The sequence below is a fragment of the Hahella sp. HNIBRBA332 genome, from assembly GCF_030719035.1.
GTDB lineage: Bacteria > Pseudomonadota > Gammaproteobacteria > Pseudomonadales > Oleiphilaceae > Hahella.
Genome location: NZ_CP132203.1, coordinates 2,235,416 through 2,253,230, shown reverse-complemented (window position 1 = coordinate 2,253,230; position 17,815 = coordinate 2,235,416). Strand labels below are relative to the sequence as shown.

Genomic DNA, 17,815 nt, shown 5'->3' with positions numbered 1-17,815 from the left:
ATATTATTTGCAAATTGCGATTTTGTTGCCTAAGAGTATTAATTGTACAGGATGTTAATGAGGCGGGGACGCAATGAATTTCCGGCTGAGTACTCTTTTATCTATAACGCTGGCCGGTGTGGTTATCGCTACGATAGGAGTGGTGAATTGTATTGTTGACTATGAATCTTCACAAAGCCTCAGGCGGGAGCTATACGGTAAAATTTCCAGAGCCTCATTCCAAATGGCGGACAGGCTGGATAGAGGCATGTATGAGCATCTGCGGGATATGATTAATATCTCAGCATTGCCAACAGTGCGTAATCTATACGGATCAGGATACGCCGAACAAATCAATATTCTGGAAACGTTAAAGAGGACGCACGAGTATTATATTTGGATAGGGCTGACAGATAGAAACGGTAGAGTGTTGCGCGCCACAGGGACGCTGTTGAAAGGTGCGGACGTTTCAGAGCAAGCCTGGTGGAAGCAGGGCTTACAAGGCCCTTATGCGAGTGATATAAACAATACAGAAAGCGCCGAGTTCAACGGTTCAAGTCAGAGTAATTCCCCAATGCATCGCTACATCAGTCTGGCGGCTCCAATTCGGGATGCGGAAGGCGCTTCCATTGGTGTGATGGGCGCCTTCATAAGTTGGAGCTGGGTTAATTCACTCGCCGAGAGCGTGTTACAGCACCACAGCCAACAGCTGGAGCTGCTGGTGCTTGCCAGAGACGGCGCAGTGCTGATGGGGCCTGCTGCGCTTATGAGCACGAGGCTGACGATACCTGACTCACTGAAAGAGCACAAAAATGCATTGATAGTTTTACCGGACGGGAAGCAATACCTGGTGGGCTACAGTGAAACCAAAGGATTTCTTGATTATCCCGGTAACGGCTGGGTGGTGATCGCCAGACAGGAATCCGTCGCGGCGTTGAGGCCGCTACATATTCTCAGCGGAGCAATTTGGCGCTGGGGAATTGTGGTGTCTGTTTTCTTTGCTGTTTTTGGTTGGTTTATCTCAGAGTTAATTTCAAGGCCATTGAAGAAGCTGGCGATTTTCGCCAATGCCCTCAGGCTGGGGAGCGCTGAGTCGGCCTATGGCGTGACAATCACCGGTCCCAGGGAAGTTCAACTGGTGGCCGCCGCAATAGAGGATCTGGTGGAGCGAATAAGAATCAGGGAAGTGGCGCTTGAAAGACAGTTCAGTGAAATTGACTTGCTTTATGAAGGTTCGCCAATTGGCATCGCCATGGTCAACCAAGATCTGAGTTGCGTGCGAATGAACAGCAAGCTGGCGCAATGGTGCGGTCTTGCAAAGAAGGAAATTATCGGGCGAAAGCTCAGTGAGCTTAAGTCTGGTCTGGTGGCGGGCTATGAAGATACATTAAAACAGACCATCGCCAGCGGTGCGCCGGCTTATAATGTCGAAGCGTCACTCTGCAAAGCCTATGACAAGAGCGCCATGCGAAGTTTTGTCGCAACCTGTTTGCCCTTACGCAGCAGAGGTGATCACGCCTCAGCTGGCGCAGCGCTGCTTATTTCCGAAATGACGGCGCAAAGAGAAGCGGAATATCTCGCCACTCATGACATGCTGACCGGCCTGGCGAACAGGCGCTTTTTGACGGCGTTCCTGTTCCAGGAGTTTGCGTTGGCGCATCGCAACAGTAAAAAGGTGGCGCTGTTATATCTGGATCTGGACCAATTCAAAAACGTCAATGACACCCACGGACACAGGGTAGGCGACGCGCTGCTGAAGGAAGTCGCCCTCCGGCTAAAAGGCGTCGTGCGCGAGTCTGATCTGGTAGCCCGTATAGGCGGTGATGAATTCGCCGTGATCGCGCTCGACCATAACAACCGCAATGATTCCGCGCGCCTGGCCAAGACCATTATCGTCACTTTGTCCAAACCTTACGCTCTCGAAAATGTGCTAGTGAAAACATCGCCCAGCATCGGAATAGCGGTGTATCCAGATAACGCCACTGAGGCGAACGACTTAATTTGTTGTGCGGATGAAGCCATGTATGAGGCGAAAAAGAATGGGCCGGGTCAGTTCCGCTACTACGCAGACCGTTATCAACGACAAAATGGTTGAGCCAGACGGCGGCCGTTACAGGCCGCCTACCAGGAAAGCCCATTGCCGTTGTGGCGCGCGTCTGCGTCTCTCAGTGAGCAGCCTAGCTATCCAAAAGATGATTGGCGGTAAACGTCAGGCCTTTAGCGTTGACTCTTTTAACGCCATACACATTTTTCGCGACTTCAATGGCCAGTGCTTTCTCCGCGCCGCCGCCAAGGTCGCCATTCAGCGTCACGACGCCATTATGGGTCAACACGCTGATTTTCGAGCCCGACACACTACTGGAATACAGTAGCACCACTTTTACCTTGGCGGTGATCCAGATGTCGGAAAGATAATGGCCAAGTTCATCCGTGTATCTTTTGATATTCACGACTTCATCCGAATGCTTGGATAGCCCGGCTTTTCCGGGTGTAATTACCAGCGCGTTTTCAACGCTGATAACGCCATGAGTGTGAATGGCCACGGATCTGGCGAATTTTTTGGCGGCTTTGTCCTCTGCGGTTCCTGTCAGCGTCACTTTGCCAGCGGTAGTATTTACCTCTGCGGCAATACTGTCAGCGTAGCGACAGGACAACAACTTTGTCTTTACCGCCGCGCTGATCGTGACATCATCAATAATATCCCCATAGCTGCGGTCTTCCATGGGAGAGGAGGGAACCGCGTCCTCGACGACAACAATCTGGTCCTCTACTGAGCGGATACCCTTTACCCCCAGAGCAATTTGCTTCGCTAACTCTTTGCTGACACCTTGATCCACCTTGCCGCTCAACAGTGCGCACCCTTCGTGAACTGAAACCTTCAGGTCAAGTGCGCGCAGATAGGGACTTAAGGCGAACGTTGTCCAGATTTGAGTTTCCTGGCGTGTTTCACTGATCCGGTCAGAGATTGCGCTCACGCTTTTGGATTTTACCTCTGGAGCGCGTTGCTCAACTAATTTGTTCATATAGCCTCCTGAGCATACAGCACTGCAATGAATGATGCGGTGCGTAAGATGGGACTATAAAAGTAGCAGGCACATTCAGTCGGTACGGCAGCCCACGTAGCAAGTCGGGTGTTTTCGCAGCCTTCTGTATGCCTCCGTACAGACCGAAGGGTGATGTAGAAACAACAATGGAGGTGGGCGCTAAGCGGACTCTTTGCGCTATGACGTAGCTGGTCAGCACCCAGTAAGCAATACCGGTGCTGAGAAAGTCCAAACCTTTACTATTCACTATGCGTACACAGGAGAGTCGCTATGTTAATTCTATCTTGCATACTAATTGGAATCGTCCTGGGCTTCGGCGCAGGCAAGTTAGCGCACAGCGCTAATCAGGGTATTTTGACGGATATGGGAGTCGGCGCAATCGGCGCGGCTATCGGAGGCGGAGCCTATTCCACCTTTACGATTACCGGCGCAGCCTTGTACACCACTTATAGCCTTCTGGCGGCGGCGACTGGAGCGGTTATTTTGCTACTGGTCTGCCATGGTGTTTACTACGCGATCACCCATAGCTCAGACCAAACCAATCCCCCTAAAGCTCACTGACCAAAGAAAAAGCGGATGTTTCATCCGCTTTTGTCTTCATGTTTTGTCTTCATGCCGGCGGGTGACGCAGACGTTTCAGTGCGTCGCTCCGTCGGTCTTATCGGTCCTGGTTCGATCTGCGAAGTAATCGGTATCAACGCTGGCGTTGGGGGTCATACCTTTCAGGTATTTTAAAAGGTCGCTGTCAGTGGAAAGCACCAGCGTAGAGTTTTCCGCTATTATCGAACGGTAAGCCTGCATGGTGCGGGTAAACTCATAAAAATCCACCGCATCTTTACTTTGGTTGTAAGCACTGGAGTAGATGTCGGTGGCCTTGGCGTCGGCGAGGCCCCGAATTTCTTCAACCTGTCGATAGGCTTCCGATTGAATTTTATTAAGGTCGCGCTCCCGGTTGCCGCGGATGCGGGCCGCCTCGCCATTGCCTTCGGAGAGAAAGCGCTCTGCGATCTGTCGTCGTTCGCTGATCATGCGATCATAGATTTTGGGGCGGACACTTTCGTTGTAATTGATGCGTTTAAAGCGAATGTCCAGCAGCTCAATACCGAACACACGGACCTTTTCCGCGCCTGCCCGGAAGATTTCCGCCTCCACCAGCTTTCGCCCTTTCTGGATCGGCGCCAAGGCTCCCATATTCAGCTCCTGGCTCGATCCTGTGAGCAGTGTATCGCGCAGTGGCGTACGGTCCTTTGTGGTGCGGATAATTTCGATAAGTTCATGCTTGGCGACGGCGTTACGAGTCTCACTTCCCAGTATGTCGTCGAGACGGGATTGGGCGCTGCGCTCATCCCTCAGTCGCAAGAAGTACTGCAGGGGATCGGTAATCCGCCAGCGGGCGTAAAGGTCTACAGAGATATAGAGCTTATCTTTGGTGGGCATGTCTGAGGGGCTTCCGTTCCATTCCAGCACCCGCTTATCGATAGGATTGACCTCCTGAATAAAAGGCGCTTTGATTTTCAGTCCTGCTTCAGTAATCGGCGCTCCCACCGGTTTGCCGAATTGTGTGATGATCACTTGCTCGATTTCACTCACAGTGTATAGCGAGTTGAGCAGAGCGCTTCCCCCAATCGCCAATAGCGTCAGGGTGGCGAGATAGGATTTACCTTTCATGGCTGGATACCGGTAACGGATTGTTGAGATTCAGGAAGGGAAGGACGCCTCCGCTCTCCCCATCGATAATGATCTTGCTGTGAACGCCGGGCATCACCTCCTGCAGAGTTTCCAAATAAATACGTCGTCGGGTGACTTCGGGCGCTTTGCTGTACTCCTTGAATAAGGCGTTGAAGCGGGCGACATCGCCTTCAGCCTCATTAATGCGTTTAAGCCTGTAGCCGTCGGCTTCACGAATGCGCTGGTCTTTTTGACCCTGCGCCAGAGGGATGACTCTGTTGTATTCCCGACGGGCTTCGTTGATCAGTTTTTCTTTTTCCTGTTGCGCCTGATTAACTTCATTGAAGGATTGCTGAACAGGTTGCGGCGGGTTGATATTTTTCAGTTGGACTTGGTCGATACTAAGGCCCATGACGTATTGAGTCGCCAGCTCCTGCATCTTGATAAGGGCCTGGCTTTCAATTTCCTGGCGCCCAATAGTAATGACCTCATCCACGGTGCGATCTCCCACCACTTCACGCATGACGGACTCGGAAACATAACGCAGGGTTTCACTGGGTTCGCGAACCTCAAACAAAAACTTTACAGGATCGGAAATCCTATACTGAATCACCCATTCGACCAGGGCGGCGTTGAGGTCGCCAGTGACCATTTGAGTCTCTCGTTTTGTGTCTCGCAGGCGGGGGCTTTGGTTCGGATCGGTGGCGCCCGGCGTGGTAAATCCGAATTCCTGCTTTAACTGTCGTTTCACGGGCACAATGGTGGCGATATCCGCTTGAAATGGAAGTTTAAAATGCAGCCCGGGAGGGACTTCTTTGAGGTATTTTCCAAAACGCTGGACAATGGCGACGGAGTCGCTGGGAACGGTGTAGTAAGCTGTCCAGACGCCAACTATCGCTAGAAGCAGCAATATGGGGATGAGATAACCGCCCAGTCCGCCTTTCGGCATCATGTCGCCGATGAGGCGTTTGGTTTGAAGGAATTGTTTTTCCACGTCTCTGCTGAGTCCCTTGGGTTGAGCCCACGGGTCCGGCTCATCGTTCGCGTATGGCTTGGTCATGAGAATGCGCCTTCTTCAGGTTGGCAAGGCTGTTAACGCAAGACTAAATAAAAAGTGACGCTGGGGTCAGTGCGTTACCGTACATAGCCATTCAGACTTGTTGGGTGAGAGGCGAAATAAATGCGGGGGCAGCACACCAGGAAAATATGTTGTGTCCCAGTGTGCTTAAAAAAGGCGTTTAAGAAGCCTTTGGCGACAGCCATCAGATGCTCATATCGCCCTCAATGATGCGGACTTTATAGCGAGACTGTAACCAGCCTAACTGATTAACCGTCCTTCTCTCCATCAACTGGCCTCGATCCAGCAACCATACTGGATCTTGCGTCTTCTGAGCCGTGATGAGTCAGCGTTGCTTGTCCGCATCTTTGGCGGGTTTCTTTTCCTGCGGGTGCGCCGGTTGCTGAGGTTGTTGCGGCTGCACTTCGGGTTGATGGGGTTGATCCTTTTTCGGCTGTTGTGATTGGGGATTCATATTGTTACCTATACGGACATAGTCCTGTGGGCTTGTATGGAGCCACGCCAAATCCTTGGGTTTGGGCGGCGACCTTGAGCGCAATAACTACAGGCTCTTGCTCCATGCTGGCAGATACCAGTCTGCGTATCGGTTTGCTAGCGAACATTTGGGCGTTATTAAAAAAGAAGAGGGGGGGCGCAGTGAGGGCGAGGCGGAAACAGGCTGGCGAATGTCAGGTAGACTTCGCCGCCTGAAAGGACACCATGCGCTGCAAGTTTTCATCCCAAAGACTCGCTTTGAAACACTCCGCGATGTCTTTCGGAGCAAGTGAAGTCGTCACCGGCGATTGGAGTTCTGGAATGGCTGCCATGGCCTCAGGCAGGCGGTAGAAAGGAATTCTAACGTTAAGATGATGAATGTGATGATAACCAATGTTGCCGGTGAACCACTGCATCGCTTTATTGAGTTTCATATAGCTGGAAGACTCAATGGCGGCCCGATAAAAAGACCATGCCTCGGGTGAAATGATATGCATGCGTTTGAAGCTGTGCTGGGCGAAGAAAAGATAGGAGCCTAGCGCGCAGGCCACCGCCATTGGGAGTATGACCACGAAAAAAGCGACGTTGAAGCTGGCGAACCAACACAGAGCGGCAATCAGAGCGGTATGGACTGATATCGAAAGCAATGAATCCCAGTGCTGCATTGGGCGCCGAAGAAACGGCAGCAAACAGATACTGAAAGCGAATACAGTGAGGTAACCCGCCATTATTGACAATGGATGTCGTTCGATGCGGTATTTCAGACGCTCCAGTTTTGATGCGTTTCGCCACATTTCCGTCGTCATAAGCGGAAATGCCCCTACGCTTGAGGCATTTATCATGCCCACATGACCGTGATGGTAGTTGTGACTTTTTTTCCAGGAGCGGGTGGGGGTAAGAGCGAGAATGCCGTAGACATGGAAGATGAGCCAGGCAAGACGGGAATTCTGTAGTATGGCGCCGTGCATATAATCGTGGTACGTGATGAAGGTCCTGACCATCAGCAATGCTCCCAGCAGCGACAAGATCCCTTGCAACGGCCACCAGGGCGCCAGACCTGCGCAGGTCAACACCACGAACAACAAGATAAAGGTCGTACTGACATGCTTCCAACTTGTCGAGCGGATTTCCCGAGCGAAGGGCTGCGTGGCGATCAGCAGCTCCTTTCCTATCCTTATGTCTGCGCTGTGCTCCGGTAGCGCTGAGTCATCTTGGCGTAAATCTGACTGCACTTGAAAAGACATGTCGCTCTCCTGTGTGCTCCAGGTTTGGCTAACCCTATGACTGCGCGTTGAATTGGCTTGCTCCAGGCGCGCTTCAGAGCGAGGCGGTATGAAAGTCGAACACTGTCGTTCAACGCTATGCAGATGGCTAAAATTATACTCAAATAATCACCATGGTCGACTCACTGAGATCAATTTCGCCTTGCGCTATCAGACCCCAGATACCGCTGGAATAGCCATAAGCATATTATGCTGAAACAGATCTGGCGTTTGGATACATATCAGCAGGCTAGCAATTCAGGCGACGCCTAAATCAACTGCATTATCAAGAGGGGCATGGGTGAGTAGACGATCAGTTTCCTTTTTTACCACGGCGTAACATTCACAGCATTGTTTCTCAAGCTCCGTCCGATTGAGAACGGTGATATGGCCGCGGTGATATTCAATAATGCCCTGCTTTTGCAGCTTACCGGCGGCCTCCGTCACACCTTCGCGACGCACGCCAAGCATATTGGCGATAAGCTCCTGAGTCATGGTCAGTTTGTTGTCTGATAAACGGTCCAGAGACAGCAGCAACCAGCGGCACAGCTGCTGATCTATCGAATGATGGCGGTTACAGACGGCGGTCTGCGCCATTTGCGTAATAAGCGCTTGCGTATAGCGCAGCATCAGTTGCAATAGTTCGCTGTGACGATTGAATTCTTCCATTATCCTTGGGCCCGGCATGCGATAGGCGGAGCCGGCGCTTTGTACGATTGCGCGGCTGGGCGTGCTTTCGCCGCCCATGAAGACGGCGATGCCGATAAGCCCTTCATTGCCTACCACTGAGATCTCCGCTGACGCGCCGTTCTCCATGACGTAGAGCAGCGAGACAATGGAGTCGGTTGGGAAATAGATGTGACGCATGGCGGCGCCGGATTCATAGAGCACCGCGCCGAGCGGCAGATCAATCAATTCAAGATGGGGGCGAAGTCGGTTAAGAACGTGTGAGGGCAGGGCGGCTAAGAGGTGGTTCTGTTGTAGTCTGGGAGACATATACTCATCCATTTTCATCCATTGGCGTTGACCGGAATAAGTGGCGGTGAATACCGATTCTTATATTATACGCTTCGTTGCTTATTATTATGCGAAAGCCTTTGAGGTTATGGTCTGGGTCGTGGCGAATGCCTTTTCATTAAAAGTGAGCCTTAATGCTAAGCCATTAATGCTCCATGGATAATCAGGCGAACTCTGAAAGTCCTATCGGGCGCGGCCCCATAGAGACAGGCCCTGTTTTCTTTGCGTCAGAGCTGGAACGTCTCCAATATTTATTTCGATGCTGGCTTAAGGCGGCGTTAGAGGAGGGGAGCTTTAGACCCCTCCTTGCTGACGTGATATCAAAACGTTAAATCAAGCGTTGATTAAGACTTGCACTTCTCTAAAAAGCCTTTAACCTGCTCGTTAGCTTCGTCGCGGGTAATTGCATAGCGTTCCTGCACCAGTCCCGCCAATTTCTGCTCGTTCCCTTCCGACTTCAATATCTCGTCTTCAGTCAACTTGCCCCAGGCGACTTTTGCGGCTCCGACGTGTTGGTTCCACTTTCCTTTTATGACGTCAATACTGGCGGATTGCGTCTGTTGTTGCGGCGTCATCGGTCTCGCGTGCTGGGGTTGTTGTTGTGTTCCAGGCTCATGTTTTTGAGATTGTGCCTGGGGCGATGATTGACCCCCTTGCGGAGGTGTTTTCCTGGCATCATCCCTGGCGGCGCCTTTATTGGTATTTTGATCGCTTGCCTTGTTCATATGAATCTCCATTTATTCCGGCGAATTGCCGGTGTGACAGCCATAATAGAGATTGCTCCAACCCGGAGTCGGTGCGTTAGCGCACCAAAGGCCTTTATTCCAGTACGCGGAGTTCTCCGCCGCCAGAGTCTGGTAGCAACTACAGGCGGCGGCTTCCAGTTTGTGACGGTCCAGTATGTATATTTCACCGCGTGTATAACGAATCAACTCACTACATTGCAACGCTTTGGCGGCGATGCTGATGCTGCTTCGACGCACGCCCAGCATCAGCGCCAGAAACTCATGAGTGAGGTGAAAATGGTTTTCCTGGGTATGGTCAAGCGCGATCAGAAGCCAGCGCGCCAAACGGGCTTCCACTTTATGGAAGTGAACGCAGGCGGCCTCCTGAGACAACTGTATGATCAGCATGTACAGATAATGGTTCAGCGTGCGTCTCAGGCAGGGGCTGTCCTGCAATATTCTGCGAAACTTGCTGGCGCGCAAGCGCAATCCGACGCCAGCGCTACAGACAATAGCCTGCGTTGGCGCAGTGGCGATCCCTAACGCCAGCGTCGCGCCAAACATGCCTTCGTTACCTATCAACCCTATGATCAGAGACTTTTGCTCTTTTACTCTGGCCATCAGGGAAACCAAACCGGTAAAGGGAAAGTATACGTAACGGTAATTCAGGCCTGGGTCGCAAAGTTCGGCGCCTAAGTTGAACTTGGTAAGTTCGCCTTGCTCGATTATCTTATTGCGCTCTCTGCCAGGCAGATGCTGTAGCAAGTGATTGTGAGCGTTGGCTGTTGCTGTGGACATGGGAGGATCCTCAGTTTACGAGCAAGGGCCATAGAGGGTAATGGATAGGCTCCGGCAGCCTTGTCATCAGTCTGAAGATAAGCGGCGCGAGTTGTCTGTACGGTGCGGAACAGAGTCTGGTTTTGTTTTACGCCAGTGCGACGCATACCTTCTGCTCAATAGGGAATACGGCTGGGCCAAACTGGTTGTAGATCGCCACATCGGCTGCGTCCCTGCCATAGCCAATCGCGACGTAGCCGCCTCGTTTAGACATCTGGGTTGCGTCGAAGGTATACCAGCGCCCGGCGACGAAGGCTTCAAACCAGGCGTGCAACTCCATAGGGCGCAGTGCGTGCAAATATCCCACCACCATACGGGCGGGAATGCTCAGGCTGCGACAAAGGGCGACGCCCAGGTGAGCAAGATCCCTGCATACGCCTACCTGCTTTTGATTCACTTCGATCGCTGACAGCGGCGTTAAGCTGCTTCCCGGTTGGAATTTAATGGTTTTACGTAGCCAGTTTTCAATTTCCGCCACCTGATCGTAGCCGGGCGGCTGATTCAAGGTGATTTCCCGCGCCATGTCATTAAAACAGTCGGACTCGCAGTAGCGGCTGGGCAACAGGTATTTCAGGACGCTGTCAGGCAGGTGCTGGACGTCTATAAAGGCGCCGCCAGGCTCCTCGTCAACATGATCGGAAGTCATGATTCTGGCGGAAGTTTGAATTTTAAACGTCCCGGGCGGCGCCACCAGTCTCTGGCAAAGATTGCCGTAGTCGTCCGTAAATTCGAAAACCGGAACGCTTGGGAAGAGTAAATACTCTTCGAAGGCGATCCACTGTTGCGCGCCGCTTCGTGGTCGCAACATCAAGATAAACGGCGTGGGGACTTCGATGGCGAATAGGAATTCACAGCTTGTTATTAACCACATTGGCGAGGTCTCCTGGAAGGAGGTTTAGGTGATGTCCGTTACCCAGACATTTACGTCCATGGAGGAGCCGGGAACGCCAAAAAAATCGCCCGCGATGGGGGGAATCGATTCTGGCAATCTGGCGACAGCGACTGCGATGTGCTCAGCTCCGACAATGGTTCCTCTAGTGGGGTCAAAGCCTTTCCAACCAGCTCCGGGAATGAACACCTCCGCCCAGGCATGCGTGGAGCCCGCGTGCATCGGCATACCGTTGACATAGATATATCCGCTGACGAATCTGGCGGCGAAGCCCAGCCGTCGGGCGCAAGCCATAAAAAGGTTGGCGGAGTCCCGACAGGATCCTGAGCCAAGAAATAGAGTGCGTTCCGCGCTCTGAACGCCTTCCTCCTCGCGTTTGCGGTAGGCGATAGTCTGGAAGATGTGGTGGTTTAATCGAAGTAGAAGACTGATGGTCTGAACTTTTTCGCCATACCGCCACAGCTTGCTGATCCAGTCAGATAAACCGTTGTTATCAGCGCCGCACATGTCATTGATGTAGGGCGCGAGCACGGCTCTGTCTTCATCCAAATAGTTGAATGGATAGTCGACGGCGTAGTCCGCCACCAGAAAATCAAGGGGAGCGAGATCGTATTTCTGTATGAAGACTTCGCTGAATATCCTCAGCTGTCTCGCTTTGTCGATAAAACTGGCGATGGAAACGGAATTTCCTTCCACATCACGATGCCAGCGCAGAGTCGCCGGAGGGGAGATATCCAACCTTGAGGACTCGATCCGCAATTCATGGCCTTCCCTGGGGCGCAGCCGCAGCGTATGCGGGTAAAGCTGTACCAAGCCGAAGAAGGAATAGGTTGTCTCATGCCCGATCTTGTATCGCTTCATACCGAAATGCGCCATCCTGTGGGGTGAGGTGGGACCGTCAGAATCAGGCGCCGGTCGTCGTTGCGGACGAAGGGCGGTGAAATCGCAGTATATTAATCTGGCTGACAAATAGCATCCATCCATTTGCCTGCGCCGACAGGACATGCACTTGTCAGGCCCCGTCTCTTGCAGTCTCTTACGCTACGGGTCAGTGCGGTAGCGCACCGACTACCGTCAGTCTCGATTGTATGCTCATCACTCCAATGTGAAACAGGTAACAGGAGGTGCAATCATGGACAAAAATAATGTTGAGACCGAAGACGCTTCGCCAATGGCGGCCGTGAACTCAGAAAGCTCGAAAAAAGAAACCAACACCTTCCTTAGAGACAGTTGGATAACCATGAAGGTTAAGTCCTCGTTGTTTTGCGCCAAGAAGGCGCCAGGGCTCAGCATCGGAGTGTGCACTAAAGACAGCGTAGTGACGTTAACCGGCCATCTGCACACCGCCGACGAACAAATAGCGGCTGTGAGCGCCGCCAAAGCCGTGCGCGGAGTAAAAAAACTAGAGACGAAAGACCTGACTTTTGATCCCGATGTCGTCATGAGACATTAGCTGGAATAGCTTCAATTTGATCTGCCGCATCTTCTTGAAAAAGAGAAGGTAGCCTCCAACAGACCCGGGGCGATTCAGCTACCTGTATGATTCAAGTTGTTGAGCTGGCGAAGGTTGCTTCAACTCACCTTAAACTGTTTGGCCTGTTGGATAAGGATTTCACTTACTTGGCGAATGCTTTCGCAAGACGATCTAACCTGATTTATAGACTCTGAGTTTTCCTCTGCAATCACTGCGATGTTGCTAACGTTTTTGTTTATTTCTTCTGAAACCAGACTTTGTTGTTCTGAAGCCGTGGCGATTTGGTTATTAACATCGTTGATTTCTGTAATGGACGTTATGACCTTGTCCAGCGCATGCTCCACACTTTGAGTCTGTTCTTGTGCGCCACGCGCCTTATGGAGACTTTTTTCCATTGCAGACACGGCTGAGGAAGCGCCAGTTTGCAGTTTTCCTATCATCTCATTAATTTCCTGAGTGGAATGTTGGGTCTTACTGGCCAAGGCTCTCACTTCATCCGCAACAACCGCGAAGCCCCTTCCAAGCTCTCCCGCCCGCGCTGCTTCTATTGCCGCGTTCAACGCCAGCAGGTTGGTCTGTTCGGCAATACTTTCTATGACCGTCAAAACACTGCCGATGTTGACCGTCTCGGCTCTAAGCGACTCTATCGATAATGTTGTCTGGTTCATTTCAGCGGCAAGTTCATCCACCGTCACCAATGTGTTTTTCATGATAAGCCGGCCTTGATCAGAGTCATTGTCCGCATCAGCAGCGCATTGCGCAGCCCTATTTGCATTTTGAGCAATTTCCTGCGCGGAAGCCGACATTTGGTTCATGGCGCTGGCGACCTGATCCGTTTCCTTCTGTTGATTCTGGGCGTTGTCAACGCTCTTCATTGCTGCGTTGGATAACTCATCGACAGAGAGGGTTAGTAAATCTATAGATGACGTTACATTGCTGACTAGATTTCGAATTTTATCAACGAACGTATTGAATTGTACGGAAAGAGCGGCAAGCTCATCCCGACCGTCAGTTTGCAAATAGACCGTTAAGTCTCCGTCGCCAGAGGCGATATCGCCCATCCGTTCTAAAGTTCTATTCAGTGGGCTTGTAACGCTATTGGCGACTATCATGAGGATAAGAAGTAAAAGGACAATGATAATGCTCACCGTCACAAGCATTTCAATCATTTGCTGGGATAAAACAGCTTCGACATCATCAACGTAAACCCCTGATCCTACTACCCATCCCCAGGGCTCAAAACCTTTCACATAGCTGACCTTGGCCACAGGATCTTTATGTCCGGGTTTTGGCCAATAATAAGGCACAAATCCAGCCTTATTTTGTTTCACCACGGAAACAAACTCTCGAAATAGATAAACTCCATTCGGGTCTTTTAAGTCATATAACCTTTTTCCATTTAGCTCAGGCTTTATGGGGTGCATGAGCACGGTATGATTCAGGTCGTTAATCCAAATGTACTCCGCGCCGGCATAACGTATGCTCTCAATTGTGCGCAGCGCCTGCTCGCGTGCTTTAGCGTCTTCCAGCGTTCCATCTGTCGCTTTCTTCTGATACGTGGCGATAATACTGATCGCTGCGTCGACCGCATTTCTAGCGCTTTCTTTTTTGCCATCCATGAGGTTCTTGCTGGCGTTAAAGTACGCCATTGCGACGACGGCGAGGAGGCCAATAACGAAAAGGAACAGAATTAGATAGAAGCGATGCCGAATAGTAATTTGGCGCAAGTAGCTCAACATTAAGACCCCCTTGGTAATGCGTAAGGGTTACAAGGTCAATGGTTGGGCGGGGTTAGCATCTCTGCGAGTTTTAATAACTCTGCAGTCGTGATGCATATAACCGCCTCACGAGCACCACACTGATCGCCGATCTTTTGCCAAGGCTTCATCGATTAGATTCGTATCAGCCACTATCACTTCCCTGCCTATTGTCCACAGCGCCAAAACCCTAGAATGCTGCGATAGGCCTCCAGTTTGGTGACGCCAATCACACAAAGACTATAGAAATCCTTGAGAATTGGGCTGTATATTTTTTAACCTTATTGGGCGGCAAGGATGCTGACCTGGATCAAATCTACAGCCGTAAACTGACTGAATCTTGGAGAGGAGCGTTTTAATAAAATACGGATTTACTGTCTTATCATATGCTTACATCATTACCCTTGTTCCGTTTCTCTGAGGTTATTGCGTCTAACTTTTCCTGACAAGGATTTTGACATTTTCCGCTTGGAAACCAATATAGGAACCTGGGGTAATTGAAGCATCACAATAAGAACTAAGTGGACCAGAAGTATCAACGATTAGTCCAGTGGTTTCATCACAATCAATCTTGACGACTTTAACGGTAATCCAACATATCCCTCCATGGGATGTTAAGGTCACCATGTCACCCAGTTCAGGTGGGCTCTTTGTATCAAGGGGCGACTTTCCATATACGCTGATCAGCCCGTCATTAGTATCCCATTTCATCTAATATTTTGATCTGCCTTACATTCAATATTGCTATTGCGAGTAATCTTGATTTCACGTTTGACAATGACTTCATGGTGCATTTCATTATCGTAGATAAATCGTCTTTTGCAGACACGAAAATGTGATAGTTTGCAAATTGAGTCGCGTTCTTAACAACGCTCGTTAAGTGCAACGAAATCCAAGATTTTTTACATTACTTGGCGTTCCTGGATGATCAGAGTAGGGTTATAGGGGGAACAAAACAAAAAGGAAAAGAGGTAACTGGATATGAAGGGCGAGTTAATAATTACTTTAATCATTGCAACGCTCCTACAGGGCTGCTCCGATTCCATGCACTGGGATGCGACTCCGCAAAATCGCCCCTATTCAAGCAACGGAGAGAGAATATATTTTACCGGGAAGGGCAGTGATGGTTCCCCAATACCTATTATTGGAGGCCATCATCACATGGGCATGCATGGCGGCGGCTGCGCGACTTGCCACGGGGAAAACAGGGAGGGGGGCATCCGTATGTGGCCTTGGTTTTGGGTGATCGCCCCACCCCTGACTGTTGACTCGCTAAAAGGAGAAACTCATGAGGATGGCTGGATGGAAGATGAACATGATCACGTAGCCTATGATCTAGATTCTCTTAGTCACGCTATTACCCATGGAGAAGCTCCTGACGGAAGCACGCTGAATGATTTAATGCCGCGATGGCGGATGTCTGATCAGGATCTAAGTGATCTGACTGACTACCTTTTACTCGATACAGCCAGTGCCCCTCATGAATAAACGGAGAAAAACGTTTCTTTTGGCTCTTTCATCACCAGACCGAATCTAAAGGTGGACAACATTGGCGACGCCGAATAGGGTTGCAGCCATGAAATCAGACCCTCAACCCCATATATTGCTTGTAACCGCTATTCCAGCCAGTGAGTTGGAGTCATGTGATTTTTCCTTCGAAATAACGCATGAAATTGTTTTCCCATACCATGACGCAGAGAGCACTCGTCCTATTTGCAGGCGGCGCAAAGAGTATGGTTTTGATCCTGCCAGCGCTGTCGAGGAATCCTCAGGAAGAACCGCATTATTCGCCGCTCGCGTAGAGAAACGGCTAGTGGGATTCGCATTGATCATTGAGAGTTGGAATGGCATGGCGGAAATTGCGGAGATAGCCGTCGACCGTAACGCACGCGGCCAAGGTGTGGGAATGTCTCTTCTTAGCGCAGCAGAAGATTGGGCGCGCCAGCAGGGCTTCCGTTTCATACGCCTCGAAACACAATCGACCAATCCGGCGGCGTGTAAGCTGTATGCTCGTGCAGGATACAGCCTCGAAGGGTTCGATCGGATGCTTTATGCGAACAGCGAAAACGAGGGTGAAACCGCCTTGTTTTGGTATCGCAGTCTGGGGGAGGGCGCTCAGATTTTGTATTGATTAGCCAGGTCACAAATCGCACTCGACAATTCGCAGGCGTGCTTTCTTGAACCATTGTTTTCGTGCGTCTGTTCGATAAAAGGCATTGGCTGTCATATCTAACACATCGGGTTCAGGAATTTTCTTTGTACTGAATTCCAGCCTGCCAGGATCTGCGATAAAAGCATCGAGTTTGGTCGAGCCGTAATCGCCATGCCGGTATATTCCGATATCTGCATCACTAGTAAAGGTGACGCCAGATAATTCCAGCTTCTTCTTTACTTTATTGATCGCAAACAGCATTTCAAAGTCGATGGCGCGCTTGAGCATATAGATAAGATCATCAGTTAACGGAGATTCTGTTAACTCATCATGATTCGCTGAGATACCTACTGACTGTCGCCCTCGCAGGTCCACTCCAAATGACTTAGGCACATTTCAACATCATCTCCGGTAGCCAAAAGTCGGGACAACGTCTTTCCAGGGGATAACTCATCACTTAAAGACTTAAACCACAACTCAACAAGAGTTTCACCGAGTTGTTCAACGGACATAAAGACCGGTTCGCTCATTTGTGTTTGCTTCCCAGGGGCAGTTCATACTCAACGTTAACGTTTATGATCGCCGCATCGAAATCACAGCGCAACAACTCGAAATTATCGAGGGTCTGCCGCCAAAACCGTCCAACCTGAAAATCCTTCCAAGAGAAGCTCGGTAACCCGCCAATTCGTCTTTGACCTTGGCATGCGCTTTCTAATCTGAATACTCAATTTAACATAATATATATTATGCGCACTCATGGATAAACCGTCGGGATGAAGGGCCTGTGGAGAAAGCGCGTTTTATCGTTCCTTTTTCGACGCTGTAAAGACTATTCCTCAGACTGATGACAAACGGCTTCAATGTTGTGCCCGTCTGGGTCGATGATGAAAGCCGCGTAGTAATTCGCGTGGTACTTAGGACGCAGTCCGGGGACTCCATTGTCTCTGCCGCCAGCTTCCATAGCCGCCTGATAGAAATCCGCGACTTGCTGGCGATTCTTAGCGATGAAAGCCAGATGCAGATGCGCGGGTTTTTCCTTGGTTTCGAATAAACACAGTGACGACTTGCCATCTGTACTGAGTTCAATGCCAAGCGGACCTTCCTGCACGATGGTGACGCCGAGTGGTTTCAGGACCTTGAGGTAGAATGCCTTGCTGACGGTATAGTCGCTGACTCCAAATACGACATGATCAAACATGAAAGATTTCTCCTTTTGATTGCGCAGATCTGCCACAAACGACATGGGCGCAAATAATAAGTAAGTCGGAGGATCCTAATATCTTTTGATCGTAAACGGTAATTTGTCTATCACGTAGGTGTAAGTAAACAGATCAGGCTGCTGCATAGCAAATGAAAACGGACAGATCGTAGTTATAAAGCGATAAAAGACTGCAATAATCGCTTCACGCCCAATGTCCACTAATTGACATTAGTGGACATAAGAGCGCTATTTCTCCAG

General features: G+C 50.5%; 18 protein-coding genes. 5 read left to right on the top strand and 13 right to left on the bottom strand.

All coding sequences use genetic code 11. From position 1 onward, the window contains the following. Positions 1–73 precede the first annotated feature (73 nt). Positions 74–2,074, top strand: coding sequence for a diguanylate cyclase domain-containing protein (locus O5O45_RS10445; RefSeq protein WP_305905158.1), 2,001 nt, complete (start codon positions 74–76; stop codon positions 2,072–2,074). An 82-nt stretch (positions 2,075–2,156) separates the two neighbouring features. Here O5O45_RS10445 and O5O45_RS10440 read toward each other — a convergent pair whose 3' ends face one another. After that, entirely contained in the window at positions 2,157–3,002 is an 846-nt protein-coding gene (locus tag O5O45_RS10440; RefSeq protein WP_305905157.1) for a BON domain-containing protein, read from the bottom strand. 291 nt (positions 3,003–3,293) lie between these two features. Between O5O45_RS10440 and O5O45_RS10435 the strand changes: the two genes are divergently transcribed. Beyond that, a complete protein-coding gene (locus O5O45_RS10435) occupies positions 3,294–3,584 on the top strand; it encodes a hypothetical protein (RefSeq protein ID WP_305905156.1) in 291 nt (96 codons plus the stop codon). 75 nt (positions 3,585–3,659) lie between these two features. Here O5O45_RS10435 and hflC read toward each other — a convergent pair whose 3' ends face one another. The 9 genes from hflC to O5O45_RS10390 form a co-directional block, all read right to left on the bottom strand. After that, positions 3,660–4,691, bottom strand: coding sequence for a protease modulator HflC (gene hflC / locus O5O45_RS10430; protein WP_305905155.1), 1,032 nt, complete (start codon positions 4,689–4,691; stop codon positions 3,660–3,662). After that, a complete protein-coding gene (gene hflK / locus O5O45_RS10425) occupies positions 4,681–5,751 on the bottom strand; it encodes an FtsH protease activity modulator HflK (protein ID WP_305905154.1) in 1,071 nt (356 codons plus the stop codon). Before hflK ends, hflC begins: the two co-directional genes overlap by 11 nt. Positions 5,752–6,094: 343 nt before the next feature. Continuing rightward, positions 6,095–6,223 (bottom strand): hypothetical protein, encoded by a 129-nt coding sequence (locus tag O5O45_RS10420; protein WP_305905153.1) that lies wholly within the window; start codon positions 6,221–6,223, stop codon positions 6,095–6,097. A 214-nt stretch (positions 6,224–6,437) separates the two neighbouring features. Next, positions 6,438–7,487, bottom strand: a complete 1,050-nt coding sequence (locus tag O5O45_RS10415; protein ID WP_305905152.1) for a fatty acid desaturase family protein — start codon at positions 7,485–7,487, stop codon at positions 6,438–6,440. Positions 7,488–7,763: 276 nt separating this feature from the next. After that, positions 7,764–8,501 carry a Crp/Fnr family transcriptional regulator gene (locus O5O45_RS10410; RefSeq protein WP_305905151.1) on the bottom strand — a complete coding sequence of 246 codons (738 nt, stop codon included), beginning with the start codon at positions 8,499–8,501 and terminating at the stop codon, positions 7,764–7,766. Between the two features lie 365 nt (positions 8,502–8,866). Next, positions 8,867–9,247, bottom strand: coding sequence for a CsbD family protein (locus O5O45_RS10405; RefSeq protein WP_305905150.1), 381 nt, complete (start codon positions 9,245–9,247; stop codon positions 8,867–8,869). Positions 9,248–9,259: 12 nt separating this feature from the next. Then, on the bottom strand, positions 9,260–10,045 hold the full coding sequence (locus O5O45_RS10400; protein WP_305905149.1) for a Crp/Fnr family transcriptional regulator: 786 nt from the start codon (positions 10,043–10,045) through the stop codon (positions 9,260–9,262). A gap of 127 nt (positions 10,046–10,172) precedes the next feature. Next, on the bottom strand, positions 10,173–10,955 hold the full coding sequence (locus O5O45_RS10395; protein WP_305905148.1) for a transglutaminase-like domain-containing protein: 783 nt from the start codon (positions 10,953–10,955) through the stop codon (positions 10,173–10,175). Between the two features lie 24 nt (positions 10,956–10,979). After that, complete coding sequence (locus tag O5O45_RS10390; RefSeq protein ID WP_305905147.1) at positions 10,980–11,834, bottom strand: transglutaminase family protein; 855 nt, start codon at positions 11,832–11,834, stop codon at positions 10,980–10,982. Positions 11,835–12,105: 271 nt separating this feature from the next. On the opposite strand from O5O45_RS10390, the gene O5O45_RS10385 reads away from it, so the two are divergent. After that, positions 12,106–12,426 (top strand): BON domain-containing protein, encoded by a 321-nt coding sequence (locus O5O45_RS10385; protein WP_305905146.1) that lies wholly within the window; start codon positions 12,106–12,108, stop codon positions 12,424–12,426. A 119-nt stretch (positions 12,427–12,545) separates the two neighbouring features. Here O5O45_RS10385 and O5O45_RS10380 read toward each other — a convergent pair whose 3' ends face one another. Next, positions 12,546–14,186 (bottom strand): methyl-accepting chemotaxis protein, encoded by a 1,641-nt coding sequence (locus O5O45_RS10380; RefSeq protein WP_305905145.1) that lies wholly within the window; start codon positions 14,184–14,186, stop codon positions 12,546–12,548. A gap of 999 nt (positions 14,187–15,185) precedes the next feature. Here O5O45_RS10380 and O5O45_RS10375 point away from each other — a divergent pair. Both O5O45_RS10375 and O5O45_RS10370 read left to right on the top strand, forming a co-directional pair. Further along, entirely contained in the window at positions 15,186–15,692 is a 507-nt protein-coding gene (locus O5O45_RS10375; RefSeq protein WP_305905144.1) for a c-type cytochrome, read from the top strand. 61 nt (positions 15,693–15,753) lie between these two features. Further along, positions 15,754–16,335: a GNAT family N-acetyltransferase gene (locus tag O5O45_RS10370; protein ID WP_305905143.1), complete on the top strand. Its 582-nt coding sequence runs from the start codon at positions 15,754–15,756 to the stop codon at positions 16,333–16,335. Positions 16,336–16,344: 9 nt separating this feature from the next. Here O5O45_RS10370 and O5O45_RS10365 read toward each other — a convergent pair whose 3' ends face one another. Beyond that, positions 16,345–16,749, bottom strand: a complete 405-nt coding sequence (locus tag O5O45_RS10365) for a hypothetical protein (protein WP_305905142.1) — start codon at positions 16,747–16,749, stop codon at positions 16,345–16,347. 436 nt (positions 16,750–17,185) lie between these two features. Continuing rightward, positions 17,186–17,554 (bottom strand): VOC family protein, encoded by a 369-nt coding sequence (locus tag O5O45_RS10360; protein WP_305905141.1) that lies wholly within the window; start codon positions 17,552–17,554, stop codon positions 17,186–17,188. Positions 17,555–17,815 lie beyond the last annotated feature (261 nt).

Coding starts and splice junctions, on each gene's coding strand:
- O5O45_RS10445 (WP_305905158.1), top strand. CDS start 74: ATGAATTTCCGGCTGAGTACTCTTTTATCTATAACGCTGGCCGGTGTG.
- O5O45_RS10440 (WP_305905157.1), bottom strand. CDS start 3,002: ATGAACAAATTAGTTGAGCAACGCGCTCCAGAGGTAAAATCCAAAAGC.
- O5O45_RS10435 (WP_305905156.1), top strand. CDS start 3,294: ATGTTAATTCTATCTTGCATACTAATTGGAATCGTCCTGGGCTTCGGC.
- hflC (WP_305905155.1), bottom strand. CDS start 4,691: ATGAAAGGTAAATCCTATCTCGCCACCCTGACGCTATTGGCGATTGGG.
- hflK (WP_305905154.1), bottom strand. CDS start 5,751: ATGACCAAGCCATACGCGAACGATGAGCCGGACCCGTGGGCTCAACCC.
- O5O45_RS10420 (WP_305905153.1), bottom strand. CDS start 6,223: ATGAATCCCCAATCACAACAGCCGAAAAAGGATCAACCCCATCAACCC.
- O5O45_RS10415 (WP_305905152.1), bottom strand. CDS start 7,487: ATGTCTTTTCAAGTGCAGTCAGATTTACGCCAAGATGACTCAGCGCTA.
- O5O45_RS10410 (WP_305905151.1), bottom strand. CDS start 8,501: ATGTCTCCCAGACTACAACAGAACCACCTCTTAGCCGCCCTGCCCTCA.
- O5O45_RS10405 (WP_305905150.1), bottom strand. CDS start 9,247: ATGAACAAGGCAAGCGATCAAAATACCAATAAAGGCGCCGCCAGGGAT.
- O5O45_RS10400 (WP_305905149.1), bottom strand. CDS start 10,045: ATGTCCACAGCAACAGCCAACGCTCACAATCACTTGCTACAGCATCTG.
- O5O45_RS10395 (WP_305905148.1), bottom strand. CDS start 10,955: ATGTGGTTAATAACAAGCTGTGAATTCCTATTCGCCATCGAAGTCCCC.
- O5O45_RS10390 (WP_305905147.1), bottom strand. CDS start 11,834: ATGAAGCGATACAAGATCGGGCATGAGACAACCTATTCCTTCTTCGGC.
- O5O45_RS10385 (WP_305905146.1), top strand. CDS start 12,106: ATGGACAAAAATAATGTTGAGACCGAAGACGCTTCGCCAATGGCGGCC.
- O5O45_RS10380 (WP_305905145.1), bottom strand. CDS start 14,186: ATGTTGAGCTACTTGCGCCAAATTACTATTCGGCATCGCTTCTATCTA.
- O5O45_RS10375 (WP_305905144.1), top strand. CDS start 15,186: ATGAAGGGCGAGTTAATAATTACTTTAATCATTGCAACGCTCCTACAG.
- O5O45_RS10360 (WP_305905141.1), bottom strand. CDS start 17,554: ATGTTTGATCATGTCGTATTTGGAGTCAGCGACTATACCGTCAGCAAG.